Below are 14,759 nucleotides of genomic sequence, written 5' to 3'. Positions count from 1 at the left end.
CCGCTGGACAGGTACATCCAAAAAGATCTTCACATAGCGCAACGTAAGACGACTCGTCCTGGTTCCTGCAACGGCCGTTCGAAAATCTCGGGACGCGGAGTGTGAGCCGCGAAAGCGTGGACAGAAGAGCGTCAGTGCTTCGGAACAGCAGGCACCCTTTTCAGAGGGGCCAGTCTGCCGTTTTCCGGTGAGTGGCCACTCAACTGCCTGCGAACCGCCCACCCGCGTCTAAGGAGAGCCGGCGATGGCCACCACCACAATCGCGCGTCCCCACGGGCGCCGTGCCCACGACCCCGACACCACCGAGGAGCTCCGGCTGCTGGTCACGCTGCCGGACGGGCCCCGCAAGGAACGACTGCGCCACCGCGTGATCACCGCCTGGCTGCCGCTGGCGCACCGTCAGGCGGTCCGGCTGCGCGAGCGCGGGGAGCAGCTCGACGACCTCAAGCAGGTTGCCGCCCTCGGCCTGGTCAAGGCGGTCGACCGCTTCGACCCCGAGCGTGCCGACGCGTTCGAACAGTTCGCCATCCCCACCATCACCGGCGAGCTCAAGCGGCATTTCCGCGACCACACCTGGGACGTGCACGTGCCCCGGCGCACCCAGGAACTGCGCAACAAGGTGCGCAAGTCCGTACGTGAACTGAGCACGACCCTGGACGGGCGGTCGCCGACCGTGGCGCAGATCGCCGAGCACGCCCGGCTGCCCGAGGAGGACGTCCTGCTCGGCCTGGAGGCGCTGGAGACCTACCGGTCCCTGTCGCTGGACGTGGCCCTGGACCGCAGTGGCGACAACGACGACTACACCCTGATGGACACCCTCGGCTCGGCGGACGGCCGCTTCGGGCTCATAGAGGACCGCGAAGCGGTCAAGCCAGCCCTGGCCAAGCTCCCCGAACGCGAACGCCGCATCCTGTACCTGCGGTTCTTCAAGGACATGACGCAGAGCGCCATCGCTACCGAGCTGGGCCTCTCCCAGATGCACGTCTCCCGGCTGATCAGTCGCGCCCTGGCCCGCGTCCGCGCCGAGGTCACCCGCCACCAGGACGAGGAGTACCGGGCCGCGGCCTGAGCCCGGGGCGGGCGGTGACCCGATCGTCCCGGCCGCTCGCCACGGCGCGGCCCTTCCCACCGGGAGCCGGTGGGAAGGGCCGCGCTTCATGGCAGCTGTGGGCCGCTCGGGAACGTGCGGCCGGGTGGCGAGTGGTCAGCGCACCCAGTGCCGGTAGTGGTACTTGTGAGCTTCGAGGTCCTTGTGCTTCGCGTCCCACGAGGCGTCGGCCTCGTAGTAGGCGACGGACCCGCCCACGTTGAGGCCCTCGTAATGGGCGGCCGCGTGGTGGTGGGAGGCGTGCTTGTGCAGATGCTTGTGCCAGCCGTCCGCAGGGGCGGCGGAGGCGGGAGTGGCGGCCATGAAGCCGGCAGCGGTGATACCGACGAGGGCTATCGCTATGCGACGCATGTTCTCTCTCCTAGGGGGAGGGGTTGTTAGAACGAGCCTCACCCGGACGGGGGCCGCCCGCACGCGGAGACCGGCGAACGGGTTGCTCCGGCCTGTTACGAAGGCCCGCCCGCGCTGCGCCCGGCCGCTCCGGACCGACCGCCCGGACGCGTGGGTGGCGACGCCGGCCATCCGAGTGATCCACATCACGTCCCGCGTCGCCCCCGGTGCGGCAGGGGGCGCGTTTTCTCCGTACCATTCAGGTGTTTGCCGAGGGAAATGGTGCGGTCAGTGCAGGAGCGGGCGGTCAAGACGCGGGAGGCCATCCTCCGGGCGGCTTCCGAAGTGTTCGACGAGTACGGGTTCAGTGGCGCGAGCGTCAGCAAGATCATGAAGCGGGCCGGGGTCACCCAGGGCGGAATGTACTTCCACTTCCCGTCCAAGGAGGCGCTGGCGCATGCCGTGATGATCGAACAGGGCAACGGGCTGGAGATGCCGCCCGGCGAGGACGGCCTGCAGCGGCTGGTCGACATCACGCTGTACCTCGCCGGCGAACTGCAGACCAACCCGGCGCTGCGGGCCGGTGTCCGGCTCGCGATCGAACAGGGCGAGTTCGGCGTCCAGGACGACGCCCCGTACCAGTACTGGGTCCAGGAGTTCGCCGGGCAGCTGCACGCCGCGCGCCGGAAGGGCGAACTGCTGCCGGACGTGGACGTCGACGACCTGGCCTGGGTGCTGGTCAGCTCCTACTCCGGCACCCAGCTGCTGTCCCAGATCTCCACCGGGCGGGCCGACCTGCACCAGCGGGTGACCACCCTGTGGCGCTACCTGCTGCCGGGCGTCGCCGCCCCCGCCGTCAGGCCCCTGGTCACCTTCAAGGAAGAGTGGGGCGGGACCGCGGCGTGAGCCGGCGCCGCTGGGCTACTTGAGGCCGCTGAGCATGACGCCGCGGATGTAGTGCTTCTGGAGCAGCAGGAACAGGAGCAGTACCGGCAGCACGCTCAGCATGAGGCCGGCCATCATGACGGGCACCATGCGGTTCGGGTCGAGATAGCTCTGCAGGGTCTGGATGCCCACGGGGAGGGTCATCAGGCCGGGGTTCGCGGTGGAGACCAGCAGGGCCCAGATGTACTCGTTCCAGGCGCTCACGAAGGTGAGCAGGGCGAGGGTCACCGCCACCGGCTTGGTCTGCGGTACGACGATGCGCCACCACACCGTGAATTCCCCGGCACCGTCGATCCGGGCCGCCTCCAGCACCTCGTCCGGCACGGAGACGATGAACTGCCGCATCAGGAAGATCCCGAACCCGGAGACCAGGAACGGCACGACCAGGGCCGCGAGGCTCACGGTCAGCCCGGCGCCGCCGTTGCCGAGCAGGTCGTTGCCGCCCGCCAGCGGCCAGTGCACCAGGATCAGGAAGTGCGGGATGAAGAACACGAACGGCGGGAACATCATCGTCGCCAGCACCAGCCGGAAGATCAGGTCGCGCCCCGGGAAGCGCAGCTTCGCCAGGGCGTAGCCCGCCAGTGAGGACGTCAGCAGCACCGAACCGGTGATCACGGCCGTGGCGACCACGCTGTTGCGGAAGAGCAGCGGCAGGTTCAGCTGTTCGAACGCCTCCCGGTAGTTGGAGAGCGCGAAGGCTTCCGGGAGGAAGCGGTACGGCAGTCTGCCGTACTCGCCCGGCCCCTTGAACGAGGTCAGCAGCATGTCCAGGAACGGTACGACCGTCACCACCGCGCCCGCCGCCACCAGCAGGTACGACAGCCACGGAAAGCGCCTGCGCCGCCTCATGAGTCCGCTCCCTTCCGCCGGAACAGCCACAGCTGCGCCAGCGTGATCACCAGGATCAGCACGAACAGCACGAGCGCCGCCGCGCTCGCCGAGCCCCAGTCCCCGTACTTGAACGCCCGTTGGTACATCTCCAGCGCGGCGACGTTGGTCGCGTCGCCCGGCCCGCCCTCGCCCGTCATGACGATGATCAGCGCGAACGACTGGAGGCCGGCGATGAACTGGGTCACGCACACGAACAGCAGCGACGGCCGCAGCAGCGGCAGCGTGATGCGCGCGAAGACGGTGAGCTGCCCGGCACCGTCCAGCTCCGCCGCCTCGTAGTACGAGCGGGGGATGGATTTCAGGCCCGCGGTGAGGACCAGGATCGCCGAACCGAGGGAGGCCCACGCCTGGACCACCACGACCGACGGCAGCGCGGTCGCCGGGTTCTGGAGGAAGGCGACGGAGTCCAGGCCGAGCGCGTTGAGCACGCCGTTGACCAGGCCGCCCGGCTCGTACATGTACTTCCACACGTTGCCGACCGCGACCACGGTCGTGACGATCGGCAGGAAGTACAGCGTACGCCACAGGCCCTGGAAGCGCAGGCGGGTGATGCAGTGGGAGACCAGGACGGCGCCGGCCAGTGCCAGGGCCACGGTGCCCAGGGCGTACAGCAGCGTGTTGGTGAGGACCGGCGTCAGGAAGGCCGAGCCGCGGGCGAAGAGGGCGGCGAAGTTGTCCGGGCCGGCCGGCCGGATGTCGGCGAGGTCGAAGCCCGCCCAGCGGGACAGCGACAGCAGCACCGCGAACAGCAGCGGGAGCAGGAGGAAGACCGTGAAGAACAGGAGGCTGGGGGTGAGGAAGAGGTAGGCGACGACGGTCTGCCGGGGACGGGGACGGGGGCGGGGCCTTCGCCGTGGCGGGCTGCCATCTCCGGGGCCGCCGCTGTCCGCGTCCGCATGTGTGACCGTTGTCGCCATCCGGCACCAGCCTTTCCTGACGGGCGAACCGACGTGCGGGGCCCGCGGCGAGCGGGCCGTTCGGTCAGCGGGAGAGCTCCTGGTCGACCTGTTGGGCGGCGTTGCGTACGGCGTCGTCCGGTGACCGGCGGCCGGTCCACAGTTCCTCGACGTTCTTGCGCAGCAGCGCCTTGGCCTTCTGCGCGCGCGGTCCGTTCGGCTCCGGCGTGGCGTACTCCAGGGCGTCGGCGAACGGGCCGAGGTTCGGGTCGCCGCCGGCGGCCAGCAGCGCCCGCATGTCGCCGGTACGGCCGGTCATCGTGCCGACCGACATCTGGAGGACGCTCATCCGGGTGGCCCGTACGGCGGCGGCGCGGCCCGCCTGCGGCCCGGCGGGCACCACCTCGTCGTTGAGCCAGCGCAGGAACTCCCACGCCTCCCGCTGGTGGCGGCTCTGCGCGTTGACGCCCAGCAGGAAACCGGTGGTGAGGGTGCCGCGGTTGCCGGGCGCGGGTCCCGGCACCGGCGCCACCCCGACGTCGCGGTAGTCCCGCCCCATCGTCTGCCGCAGGCTGCCGGTCCACCAGCCGCCGTTGACCGCCATCGCCACCCGGCCCGCCGGGAAGGCTTTCAGCAGGTCGGTTCCGGGGTCGCTCGCGCCCCGGTCGATCAGCCGCCGCTCCAGCGCGAAGACGGCGCGCCCGGCGGGGGAGTCCAGGGCGCTGCGCGTGCCGTCGGCGCGAAGGAACGATCCTCCACGGGAGGCCAGCAGCGCCAGGGTCTGGTTCACCACGGTCGAGTCGTCGGCCCGCGACAGGCCGAAGCCCTGCACGAGCATGTTGCCGTGCCGGTCGCGCCGCGCGGTGCGGTACGCGGCCTCCTCCAGCTCCCGCCACGTGCGCGGCGGCCCGGCCACGCCGGCCGCGCGCAGCAGCCGCTTGTTGTAGTACAGCGCGTAGGACTGCACTTCCGTGGGGTAGCCCATGACCCGGCCGCGCACCGAGGCCGCCCGGACCGCGGCGCGTGCGAAGCCGCGCCCGATGCGCGCCGCGTCCTCGGCAGGCGCCGGGCGTACCACTCCGGCCTGCGCCAACTGCCCGGCCCACAGACTGTACGGATGGATGATGTCCGCGCCCTGGCCCGCGGCCTGCCGCACCATCAGCGTGGTCAGCAGATCCTGGAAGCGGACCGCGGCCGTCTGCACGCGCACCCGGTCGTGGCCGGCGTTCCAGGCGTCGACCGTCCGTTGCAGCGCCGATTTCAGCGGCTCCGTCGCGTAGTGCGACAGCAGCGTGAGCACGACCGGGTCGCCCGGCCGGCCACTGCCGTCCCGGCCCGGCGCGCCGCAGCCCGCCGCGGTCGCCGCCGCCCCCGCGAGCCCCGCCAGGACGCGCCGCCGCCTCATGGCCGTACCTCCCGTCGTAAGACCTGGAACGTGCGGGTCGTGGCGAATCCCGCCGACCGGTACAGCCGCCCGGCCGGGCTCCGCTCCCCGGTCCACAGGAACCATGCCCCGTGCGCACCCGCCGCGCGCATCCGCTCCAGCGTCAGGTGCAGCAGTACCCTGCCCAGTCCGGTGCCGCGCTGGTCCGCCCGCACCCCGAATGGCCCGAACCGTTCGACCAGCCCTTCGTACGCCCCGTGCATCGCCCACCCCACGACCCGGCCCGACGGGTCGTGGGCCGTCACGATGCGCTCCAGGGGCGCCCCGCCGTCCAGCGCCCGGCGGATCGCCTGCGGCCAGTCGGGGCCGAACTCGTCCCCGGCCAGCCGCAGCAGCCCCACCAGGTCGTCGTCCCGCGGCGTGCCGAAACGGAAGCCCTCGGCGGCCAGCGCGGCGGCGCGCTCGCGCACCGCGCCGGGCATCCGGTAGCCGACCAGGCCGCGGTCCATCGCCGCGGCTTCGAGCCGCGGGCGAAAGCCCAGCCGGGCCAGGAGCGGGCCAGCGTGCGGGTAGGCGTCCCGGTCCAGTCCCGGCAGGAAGTAGTGCGGCGTGTAGGAGGCGAAGTCGACGCGGGTGCGGCCGTGCCAGGCCAGCCAGTCGAGGACGCCGGTGAGCAGCCGCCGCCCGAGTCCGGCGCGGCGGACGGCCGGGTCGACGAAGAAGAACGGGATCCAGCCCTGCGCCGGCTCCAGATCACCGCCGGCCACCGGTACTTGCCGGCACACACCGTAGGCGGCGCCCAGCACGTCGCCGTCCCGCACGGCGACCAGGAGGCCCGCCGGGTCGAAGTTGGGGTCGAGCAGGACGTGCCGCCGGAAGCGCTCCCGGGTGACGGGGTCACACGGGGCACTGCGCGCCCAGGCCGCGACGAGCGGGCCGCCGTCGCCCGCGGCGAAGGCGCGTACCACCGGCCGGGCGCCCTCCGGCCGCAGCGCCGCGTCGTCCATCGCCGTCCTCTCGTCCGCTTCCCGTACGAGCCGGCGGGGCCCGTGGTCCCCGCGTTCCGACCAGGCTCCAGCACCTCCCGCACCACGGGCCTCAGGACGTGCGCGTCAGCGGCGATCGGCCCCCGTCAATCCCCCGGTTGGCCCGCTCCCTTTCAGGGAGTGACCTGGATTTTCCGCCCCTGGCCGGCCTTGAAACGGTCCAGCGCCTCCGCGTACCGGTCCAGGGGCAGGCGGTCGCTGATGAAGACGTCCGGGTCCAGGACGCCGGCGGCGAAGAGTTCGGCGGCCCGCTCGTAGCTGTGCAGGACCGCCATCGAACCGGTGATGGTGATCTCCTGGTTGTAGATGCGGTACGGCTCGATCACCGCGCGCGCCGCGTAGTCGGAGACGCCGAACTGGAGGAACGTGCCGCCCTTGCCGACCCGGCCCAGCGCGTCCTGGATGGCGCGCTCGTTGCCGGTGGCGTCGATGACCACGTCCCAGCCGCGGGGGCGGGCGATCTCGTCGGCCGAGGCCGCGGCGTTGCCGCAGCCCAACTGCCGCGCGGTCGCCAGGCGCCGCGGGTTGACGTCGATCACGTCGACGCCCGCCGCCCCGGTGCGCTTGGCCAGTTCCAGCATCATCAGCCCCATCGTGCCGGAGCCGTAGATCAGCACGTGGGTGCCGAGCTGCTGGGAGCGCAGGATGTCGTACCCCCGTACGGCGCAGGAGAGCGGCTCGATGAGCGCCGCGTCCTCGGTGCGCACGTGCTCGGGCAGCTTGACGCAGTTCGCGGCCGGCGCGACGGCGTACTCGGCGGCGCCGCCCGCCGTCGTCACCCCGATGGCGGCCCACCGTTCGCACAGGTTGTTGCGGCCGATGCGGCAGTAGTGGCACCGGTAGCAGTAGAGGGAGGGGTCGACGGCGACCCGGTCGCCCTCGGCCAGTGTCGTCACCTCGCCGCCGGTGGCGACGACGGTACCGGCGAACTCGTGGCCCGGCACGACGGGCAGCGTCGGGGCGAACTCGCCCTGCAGGATGTGCAGGTCGGTGCCGCACAGCCCGCAGCCCGCGACGGCGACGACGACCTCGTCGGGCCCTGGGGCCGGATCGTCGACGGTGGTGACCTCGACGCGGCCCGGTGCGCTGATCACTGCGGCCTTCATTTCACGGCTCCTAGGGAGAGGCCCTGGACGAGCTTGTCCTGGGCGGCGAACCCGGCGGCGAGCACCGGGAGGGAGATGACGGTGGCGGCGGCGCACACCTTGGCCAGGAACAGGCCCTGGCTGGTCACGAACCCGGTCAGGAAGACCGGTGAGGTGCCGGCGACGATGCCGGTGAGCACCCGGGCGAACAGCAGCTCGTTCCAGCTGAAGATGAACGAGATCAGCGCCGTGGCCGCGATGCCGGGCAGGGCGACGGGGGCGACGATGCGCACCAGGGTCGTCGGCAGCCCGGCGCCGTCGATCGAGGCGGCCTCCAGCATCTCCACCGGCACCTCGGCCAGGAAGGACCGCATCATCCACACCGCGATCGGCAGGTTCATCGAGGTGTAGAGGATGACCAGCAACCAGATGTTGTCCAGCATCCGCGTGTTCTGGGCGATGAGGTAGACCGGCAGCAGCCCGGCGACCAGCGGCAGCATCTTGGTGGACAGGAAGAAGAACAGGACGTCGCTCCATTTGCGCACCGGCTTGATGGAGAGCGCGTATGCCGCCGGTACGGCGAGCACCAGCACCAGCAGCGTGGACGCCACCGACGCGGTCAGCGAGTTGATCAGCGGCGGCCAGGGGCTGACGCCGGTGGCGGCGCCGAAGAACTCGCGGTAGCCGTGCAGCGTCAGCCCGGCGCCGACGCTCGGCGGGTTGGTGGCCGCGTCCGTCTCGCTGTGGAAGGAGGTGAGCACCATCCACGCCACGGGCAGGAAGAAGGCGATGCCGCACAGCCAGGCCGCCAGGCCCAGCAGGCTACCGGTGCGCCGCCGTCGCCGGGTGGCGGGGGAGACGGCCCGTACCGTGGTCGCGCTCATCGGGTGACCTCCTCGCGGAGCAGGGACGAGACGGTGCGCAGCGCGAAGGCGGCCACGAGCAGGGAACAGATCACGACCACGACGCCCTGCGCGGAGGCCCGGCCGTAGTCGTGCGCCTGGTAGAAGGTCTGGTAGATCGTGTACGGGAGGTTGGCCGTGCCCAGGCCGCCGGAGGTGATGGTGAACACCGCGTCGAAGTTCTGCACCACGTAGATCGTGCCGAGGAGCGCGGCCAGCTCCAGGTAGCGGCGCAGGTGGGGGAGGGTGAGGTAGCGGAACACGTCGAACGCGGAGGCGCCGTCGACCCGTGCGGCCTCGACCGCGTCGGCGGGCCGGCTCTGCAGCCCGGCCAGCAGGATCAGCATCATGAACGGCGTCCACTGCCAGATCAGCGCCACCTCGACCGCCGCCAGCGGCGACGTGGTCATCCAGTCGGGCTGGGGCGGGTCCGCGCTGCCGAACAGCCGCCATATCCAGGTCAGCGAGCCGTTGATCAGACCGTACGAGGCGTTGTAGAGCGCGTGCTTCCACAGCAGCGCGGCGGCGACCGGCACGACCAGGAACGGGGTGATCAGCATCGTGCGGACGATGCCGCGCCCCCAGAACTTGCGGTCCAGCAGCAGCGCGAGGCCCAGCCCCAGCAGCAGGCTGACCAGCACGACGGTCACGGTGAGCAGGACCGTGGTCCAGATGGCCGAGCGCATCGCGGGGTCGGTGAAGACCGCCTTGTAGTTGTCGAAGGCGGCGAAGCCGCGGTTGTCGGGTGCGAGCGCGTTCCACCGCGTGAAGGAGACGACGACGGTGGCCACGAAGGGCAGCTGGGTCACCACGACCAGGAAGACCAGGGCGGGCAGCAGCGGGGCGCGGCGTGCCCAGGCCGCGGCGCGCCCCGGGGTACGGGGCCCGCCCCGGGTGCGGGCGGCGGTGGCGCGGGGACGCCGTACCGCGTCCCGCTCGCCGCGCAGCTCAACGCTCGGCGTAGGCACGGGCCACCTCCTCCGCCAGCCGCTGGCTCTTGCCGAGCGCCTCGGGCACGCTCTGCCGCCCCGCGATGGCCGAACTGACCTCGTGGGAGACCTTGGTGCCCAGGTCGGAGAACTCCGGTATGCCGACGAACTGGATGCCGGGCGCGGGCCGCGGCTGGACGCCGGGGTCGTCGGGGCGGGCCGAGGTGATCGCGTTCCTGGTCGCCGCCGCGAAGGCGTGGGACTGCCGCAGGTAGTCGGGGTCGCGGTAGGTGGAGGCGCGTTTGCCGGCCGGCACCTTCGACCAGCCCAGCCGCTCGCCCACCAGCCGCTCGTACCCCTTGCCGGAGGCCCAGGAGACGAACTTCCACGCCGCGTCCTGGTGGGTGCTCGCCTTCTGCACGCCCCACGCCCAGGTGTAGAGCCAGCCCGCGCTGTCGGTCCGCTCGACCGGCGCGGGGGCGTAGCCGACCTTCCCCGCGACCTTGGAGTCGCCGCTCTCCAGCGATCCGGCGCCGGCGGTCGCGTCGTACCACATGGCGACCTTTCCCTGCTGCATGTCGTTGAGGCACTCGGTGTACCCGGCCTGCGGCGCGCCCGCCTGTCCGTGCGCGCGCAGCAGGCCCACGTAGAAGCGGGTGGCGGCGGTGAACTCGGAGCTGTCCACCCGGGCCTGCCAGTCCTTGGTGAACCAGGTGCCGCCGAAGGTGTTGACCACCGTGGTCAGCGGGGCGGCGAGCTGCCCCCAGCCGGGCTGGCCGCGCAGGCAGATGCCCTTCATGCCGGCGCGGGCGCCGTCGAGCTTCGCCGCGAGCGCCGCGACCTGCCGCCAGGTCGGCTTCGCCGGCATCGTCAGCCCGAGCTCCCGGAAGACGTCCTTGCGGTACATCAGGAACGACGACTCCCCGTAGAACGGCTCGGCGTAGACCTTCCCGTCGGCGGCGGTCAGCGACTTGCGTACGGGGGCGAGCAGGTCCGCCTGGTCGAACGAGGTGTCCTGCGCGGCCCGTTCGCCGAGCGGGGTCAGCCAGCCGTTGCGGGCGTAGATCGGCGTCTCGTAGTTGCTGAGGCTGGCCACGTCGTACTGGCCGGCCTGGCTGGAGAAGTCCTGGCTCATCTTGTCGCGCAGGTCGTCCTCGGGCAGCACGGTGTAGTTGACCTTGATGCCGGTCTCCCGGGTGAAGTGCTCGGCGGTCAGCCGTTGCAGGTCCACCATCTGCGGGTTGTTCACCATCAGGACGTTGATGGCGTTCTCGCCCTCGTTGCCGGTGTCGCCGGCGCCGCGGTAGCAGCCGCCGAGGACGAGCGACAGCGCGAGGGCGGCGGCCGGCAGCCGCAGGGCGCCGCCGCGCCGGGGACGTGGGGGGCGGCCGGCCCGCCCTGGAGATCGTGCACGCACGGATCGACACCTCTCTGCTGGACTGCCGCGGAATGCGGGGAACGGGGCGGCCCGCGGACGCGGGCACGGCGGATCACGGCCCGTACACCGGCCGGTGTACGGGCCTGCGCTGTGCGGGTCGTGGTCAGACGCGGAGGACCTGCGGCCCCAGCAGCGTGTACCGGTGGGCCTCCGGCGCGGAGAGCCCGGTGTCCGTGACGATGGTGTCGAGGTCGCGTACGGCGGCGAACCGGCAGAAGCTGCTCGCCCCGAACTTGCTGTGCACCCCGATCAGCACCCGCCGCCGCGACGACCGCACCGCCTGCGCCTTCACGTCGGCGACGGCCGGGTCGGGCGTGGTCAGGCCGTGTTCCCTCGACACCCCGTTCGCGCCCAGGAACGCCAGGTCGATGACGAACCCGGCGAGCATGTCCCGGGCCCAGGACCCCACCGCCGCCTGCGTCCCGGCCCGTACCCGCCCGCCGAGCAGCAGCACGGTGGTCGTGTCGGACGCGGAGACCAGCGAAGCGGTGCGCAGCGAGGAGGTCACCACGGTCAGCGGCCGGTCGGTCGGCAGGAGCATCGCCAGCAGCTCCGGCGTGTACCCCTCGTCGACGAACACGGTCTCGGCCTCGCCGACGAGCTGCGCGGCGGCCGCCGCGATCCGCCGCTTCTCCGCCACCTGCTGCGTCTCGCGCCGGGCCAGCGTGGTCTCGAAACCGGCGCTCTCGACCGGGTACGCGGCCCCGTGCGTACGCCGGACCAGGCCGCGCCGCTCCAGTTCGCTCAGGTCGCGCCGGACGGTCTCGCGCGCCACCCCGAACTCGCCGGCGACGTCGGTGACGTCCACCCGGCCTGCCTGGCGGGCCAGCACCAGGATGCGGTGCTGTCGTTCCTCGGCTCTCACGGCGTGCTCCTGCTCGGTTCCGTCGGTTCCACGGCGATCCGTTCGGTCATCGTCCTGCCCGTTTGTGCCCGGCACCAGGTTTATAGCAAGAGGTGGCGCCCGTTCCGCTGCCCGTAACGGCAAGAAACCCGCCCGTTTTTGCCCGCGCCCGCCACGCTGTCACGGGCCGTGCGACGGCGGGCCCACCCGTTCTCCCACCGGGCGGGCCCGTTCTCCGGTATGTGACCGGGCCTCAGCCGAGGACCAGCCGCTCCGTGTCGAAATCCGCGACGATCTCCAGCCGTCCGCCGACGGCCTCGACATAGGCGGCGAGGGCACGCACCTCGACGGCGCCCGGCTCGGCGCGTTCGATCTCCGCCACACGGGTGGCGGGCACCCCCATGCGCCTGGCCAACTGCCCCTGCGTCAGCCCCCGGCGGCGGCGCACCGCCGCCAGCCGCTGCCCCCGGTTGCGGGCCACGAGCACGGCCGCGCCACCGCGCCGCTCCTCGTCCTCCCCCGGATACCAGCCGCGCAGGAAAGCGGGGTCGGCGCAGAACACCTCGTCCTCCGCACCGGGCCCAGGGCCGCGCCGCCCCCGGTCGGCCAGGCGCTCCCTGGCGAGGGGCAGGGCCTGCTCGTACCACTCCCACCACTGCGTGCGGTCGGCGGCCACGGCGAGGAGCACCACGGCCTGCGGGCGCGGGCCGCTCCCGTCACCCGCGCCGCCCTCGACGGCGAACAGGACCCGCAGGTCCCGGCCCGTCAGCGCGGCGAGCCGCAGCTCGTACAGCTCCGCGGCCGGCGGCCCGGCACCCACCGGGCCGCTCACCTCGTGCTCCAGCCGCTCGGCCCCGGCGGCCAGCTCGCCGGCCTCCGCACGGGCCGCGGCGACCGCGCCGTCCGCGTCCGCGCGCAACGCCTCCCGCTCGCCGGCCGCCGCGTCCGTAGCGGTGATCGCGTCGTGGGCGTCCTGCTGGGCGTGCCCGGCACGCTGGACCGCTTCGACACCCGCCCTGCGGGAACGGAAGGCGTCCACCTGGTCCTGCACCCGCCGGCTGATCCCGGCGAGGGCGGCCTCCCGCCTGCGTACGTCGGCACAGGACGCGCCGAGCAGGACCTGCTGCTGCTTCACCGCCGAGCGCCGGTCGTCCGCCTCCTGGGCGAGATCCTTGCGGCCCGCCTCGGCGGACTGCGCCCCCAGCTCGGCCAGCCGCCGCGCCTGCCGCCCCAACTCGCTGATCTGCCGGTCGAGTTTCTTGCGCGAGATCGTCACGTCGACGACCGCCTGCCGTACCCTCAGCAGCAGCGTCAGCTGCCGCTGGTACCAGTAGTCCAGCGCCTCCCGGGGCTCGCCGGCCCGCAGGGCGGGCCCCACCGGGACCACCAGCGGCAGCCCCAGGCACAGGCCCTGGTCCAGCAGCGCGGTGACCGCCTCCCCGACGCGCCGGGCCGCCGGGGGGTCGGCACGGCGCAGCCCGTCCAGCCGGGTCCGCGCTTCCTTGGTCATCACCAGCCGGTACGTCATGACGGCCTCACTCCCCGACGAACCCTGCGAGAGTCCCGGTTCCCACTGTGCCGTCCCCGCCGGTCCCTGTCCCGGCATTGCACAGCGGGAGGCCCGGCGCCCCGGAGGCGGCGGTCAGAACCCGAGGTCGTCGACCACGGTGGAGGCCGGCACGCTCAGCATGCCGTCGAAGGCTTCGAGGACGGGAGTGTGCAGGTAGCCGCTGTGCAACCGGACACGGTCCGGCCCCGCCTCCGCCGGGCCGCACCCCCGCAGCCCGGCGAGGGCGATGTCCGACCCCAGCCCGGCGTCCACGAAGGCCGCCTCGACGCTGCCCGGCTCGGGTGCGCCGAGCCCGGTGTCCTCGACCCGGAAGCCGAAGGTGGTGTTCTCGTCGAGCCGCATCTCCGCCGTGCGGCCGCCGACGCTGGTCATGCCGAGGGCGAAGTAGTCGTCGCCGAGGGTGTGGCGCAGGTGGTGGCCCATGGGCAGCCCGGTCAGCCGGCCGTCGAAGGAGGCAGGCGTCTTCTGGATGTGGGCGTTGTGCGCGGGGAGCACGACGCGGGTGCCGGGCGCGCCGTGGTCCAGCAGCCACCGGACCGAGTCGGCCATGAACACCTCGCGGGCCGAGGTGTCGGCGGCCATGCCGCCGCCCGCGTACAGCTCGGCCATGGCGCGGAAGTGGTAGTCGGTGTGGCACGCCGCTTCGACACGGTGCAGCGCGGTGTCGTACGCGTACCGGCCGCCGCGCTCGACGTACAGCGGTTCCAGGGAACGCAGCCGGGTGCGCAGGCGCATCAGCCCGGCGCTGAGCGCGTCCTGCTCCGCGGTGCCGAGCCGCGCCCAGGCGGGCGCGGACAGCGCCATGGACGCGCCGGCGAACCGCTCGGCGGTCTCCAGTACCTTCCGGGCCAGCGGCAGGACCTCCGGGTCCACCTCGCGCAGGTACTCGGCCACCGGCGCCAGCGCGGGGAGGAGCGAGCCCCCGGCCTCGGGGACGTCGACGCCGGCGAACCGTACGGGCAGGGTGGCCGTGCGGTTGTACCGGCGCAGCCAGTGCAGCGGCCCGGAGAGCCCGATGGGGATGGCCGCCGCGGTCTGCCGTGCGAAGTCCTCCTCGTCGCCGGCGCCCTGGACCCAGGCATCCAGCGCGAAGCCCTCGCTGAAGCCGAACTCGAAGGCCAGGGCGGTGAAACCGCAGCGCTGGACGAGGAAGCGCAGCACGCGTTCGCGGGCCAGCCCGAATTCCCGGACGAAGTGCGAGTTCTCGCCGAGGGCGACGACGCGGGCGTCGCCGACGAGCGCCCGCAGCGGTTCCAGGTCGTCGAGCGGGGCTTCGGGGTCGACGGTGCCGAGGACGGTGGCCCGTTCGCGGAGCCGGTCGGCGAACCGCTGCGCGGGGTCGTTCGGCTGGTCGGGGGCGTGGCTGGGCATGCCGGAGGCTCGTTTCTCGT

The 14,759-nt window shown here is 72.6% G+C and carries 14 protein-coding genes; 2 read left to right on the top strand and 12 right to left on the bottom strand.

Annotation, left to right across the window (positions count from 1 at the left end):
- The first annotated feature begins 244 nt into the window (after positions 1-244).
- Positions 245-1,069: a SigB/SigF/SigG family RNA polymerase sigma factor gene (locus ACH4OW_RS17550; protein ID WP_398028627.1), complete on the top strand. Its 825-nt coding sequence runs from the start codon at positions 245-247 to the stop codon at positions 1,067-1,069.
- A 135-nt stretch (positions 1,070-1,204) separates the two neighbouring features.
- On the opposite strand, the gene ACH4OW_RS17545 is transcribed toward ACH4OW_RS17550, so the two are convergent.
- A complete protein-coding gene (locus tag ACH4OW_RS17545; protein WP_398028625.1) occupies positions 1,205-1,459 on the bottom strand; it encodes a hypothetical protein in 255 nt (84 codons plus the stop codon).
- A gap of 258 nt (positions 1,460-1,717) precedes the next feature.
- Here ACH4OW_RS17545 and ACH4OW_RS17540 point away from each other — a divergent pair, with 258 nt between their 5' ends.
- Positions 1,718-2,344: a ScbR family autoregulator-binding transcription factor gene (locus ACH4OW_RS17540; protein ID WP_360132929.1), complete on the top strand. Its 627-nt coding sequence runs from the start codon at positions 1,718-1,720 to the stop codon at positions 2,342-2,344.
- 15 nt (positions 2,345-2,359) lie between these two features.
- Here the strand turns inward: ACH4OW_RS17540 and ACH4OW_RS17535 are convergent, their stop codons facing one another.
- From ACH4OW_RS17535 to ACH4OW_RS17485, 11 genes are all read right to left on the bottom strand, one after another.
- Positions 2,360-3,232, bottom strand: coding sequence for a carbohydrate ABC transporter permease (locus ACH4OW_RS17535; protein WP_398028621.1), 873 nt, complete (start codon positions 3,230-3,232; stop codon positions 2,360-2,362).
- The gene (locus ACH4OW_RS17530; protein WP_360132923.1) at positions 3,229-4,191 is read right to left on the bottom strand and encodes a sugar ABC transporter permease; all 963 of its coding nucleotides are present in this window, start codon (positions 4,189-4,191) and stop codon (positions 3,229-3,231) included. Before ACH4OW_RS17530 ends, ACH4OW_RS17535 begins: the two co-directional genes overlap by 4 nt.
- 64 nt (positions 4,192-4,255) lie before the next feature.
- Entirely contained in the window at positions 4,256-5,575 is a 1,320-nt protein-coding gene (locus ACH4OW_RS17525; RefSeq protein ID WP_398028618.1) for an extracellular solute-binding protein, read from the bottom strand.
- A complete protein-coding gene (locus tag ACH4OW_RS17520) occupies positions 5,572-6,561 on the bottom strand; it encodes a GNAT family N-acetyltransferase (RefSeq protein WP_398028616.1) in 990 nt (329 codons plus the stop codon). The genes ACH4OW_RS17525 and ACH4OW_RS17520 overlap by 4 nt, the downstream gene beginning before the upstream one ends.
- Before the next feature lie 152 nt (positions 6,562-6,713).
- On the bottom strand, positions 6,714-7,706 hold the full coding sequence (locus ACH4OW_RS17515; RefSeq protein ID WP_360132915.1) for a zinc-dependent alcohol dehydrogenase family protein: 993 nt from the start codon (positions 7,704-7,706) through the stop codon (positions 6,714-6,716).
- The gene (locus ACH4OW_RS17510; RefSeq protein WP_398028614.1) at positions 7,703-8,569 is read right to left on the bottom strand and encodes a carbohydrate ABC transporter permease; all 867 of its coding nucleotides are present in this window, start codon (positions 8,567-8,569) and stop codon (positions 7,703-7,705) included. Before ACH4OW_RS17510 ends, ACH4OW_RS17515 begins: the two co-directional genes overlap by 4 nt.
- Positions 8,566-9,555 carry a carbohydrate ABC transporter permease gene (locus tag ACH4OW_RS17505; protein ID WP_398028612.1) on the bottom strand — a complete coding sequence of 330 codons (990 nt, stop codon included), beginning with the start codon at positions 9,553-9,555 and terminating at the stop codon, positions 8,566-8,568. Before ACH4OW_RS17505 ends, ACH4OW_RS17510 begins: the two co-directional genes overlap by 4 nt.
- The gene (locus ACH4OW_RS17500) at positions 9,536-10,933 is read right to left on the bottom strand and encodes an ABC transporter substrate-binding protein (protein WP_398028610.1); all 1,398 of its coding nucleotides are present in this window, start codon (positions 10,931-10,933) and stop codon (positions 9,536-9,538) included. The genes ACH4OW_RS17505 and ACH4OW_RS17500 overlap by 20 nt, the downstream gene beginning before the upstream one ends.
- Positions 10,934-11,057: 124 nt before the next feature.
- A complete protein-coding gene (locus tag ACH4OW_RS17495; RefSeq protein ID WP_360132909.1) occupies positions 11,058-11,819 on the bottom strand; it encodes a DeoR/GlpR family DNA-binding transcription regulator in 762 nt (253 codons plus the stop codon).
- 232 nt (positions 11,820-12,051) lie between these two features.
- On the bottom strand, positions 12,052-13,326 hold the full coding sequence (locus ACH4OW_RS17490) for a helix-turn-helix domain-containing protein (RefSeq protein ID WP_398028607.1): 1,275 nt from the start codon (positions 13,324-13,326) through the stop codon (positions 12,052-12,054).
- Positions 13,327-13,440: 114 nt separating this feature from the next.
- Positions 13,441-14,739: an erythromycin esterase family protein gene (locus ACH4OW_RS17485; RefSeq protein WP_360132903.1), complete on the bottom strand. Its 1,299-nt coding sequence runs from the start codon at positions 14,737-14,739 to the stop codon at positions 13,441-13,443.
- Positions 14,740-14,759 lie beyond the last annotated feature (20 nt).

The sequence above is a fragment of the Streptomyces sp. NPDC017056 genome (assembly GCF_044332485.1).
Classification (GTDB): domain Bacteria; phylum Actinomycetota; class Actinomycetes; order Streptomycetales; family Streptomycetaceae; genus Streptomyces.
Note: the sequence above shows the minus strand (reverse complement) of the source record. Positions and strands in the feature narration are given on the sequence as shown.

Coding starts and splice junctions, on each gene's coding strand:
- ACH4OW_RS17550 (WP_398028627.1), top strand. CDS start 245: ATGGCCACCACCACAATCGCGCGTCCCCACGGGCGCCGTGCCCACGAC.
- ACH4OW_RS17545 (WP_398028625.1), bottom strand. CDS start 1,459: ATGCGTCGCATAGCGATAGCCCTCGTCGGTATCACCGCTGCCGGCTTC.
- ACH4OW_RS17540 (WP_360132929.1), top strand. CDS start 1,718: ATGGTGCGGTCAGTGCAGGAGCGGGCGGTCAAGACGCGGGAGGCCATC.
- ACH4OW_RS17535 (WP_398028621.1), bottom strand. CDS start 3,232: ATGAGGCGGCGCAGGCGCTTTCCGTGGCTGTCGTACCTGCTGGTGGCG.
- ACH4OW_RS17530 (WP_360132923.1), bottom strand. CDS start 4,191: ATGGCGACAACGGTCACACATGCGGACGCGGACAGCGGCGGCCCCGGA.
- ACH4OW_RS17525 (WP_398028618.1), bottom strand. CDS start 5,575: ATGAGGCGGCGGCGCGTCCTGGCGGGGCTCGCGGGGGCGGCGGCGACC.
- ACH4OW_RS17520 (WP_398028616.1), bottom strand. CDS start 6,561: ATGGACGACGCGGCGCTGCGGCCGGAGGGCGCCCGGCCGGTGGTACGC.
- ACH4OW_RS17515 (WP_360132915.1), bottom strand. CDS start 7,706: ATGAAGGCCGCAGTGATCAGCGCACCGGGCCGCGTCGAGGTCACCACC.
- ACH4OW_RS17510 (WP_398028614.1), bottom strand. CDS start 8,569: ATGAGCGCGACCACGGTACGGGCCGTCTCCCCCGCCACCCGGCGACGG.
- ACH4OW_RS17490 (WP_398028607.1), bottom strand. CDS start 13,326: ATGACGTACCGGCTGGTGATGACCAAGGAAGCGCGGACCCGGCTGGAC.
- ACH4OW_RS17485 (WP_360132903.1), bottom strand. CDS start 14,739: ATGCCCAGCCACGCCCCCGACCAGCCGAACGACCCCGCGCAGCGGTTC.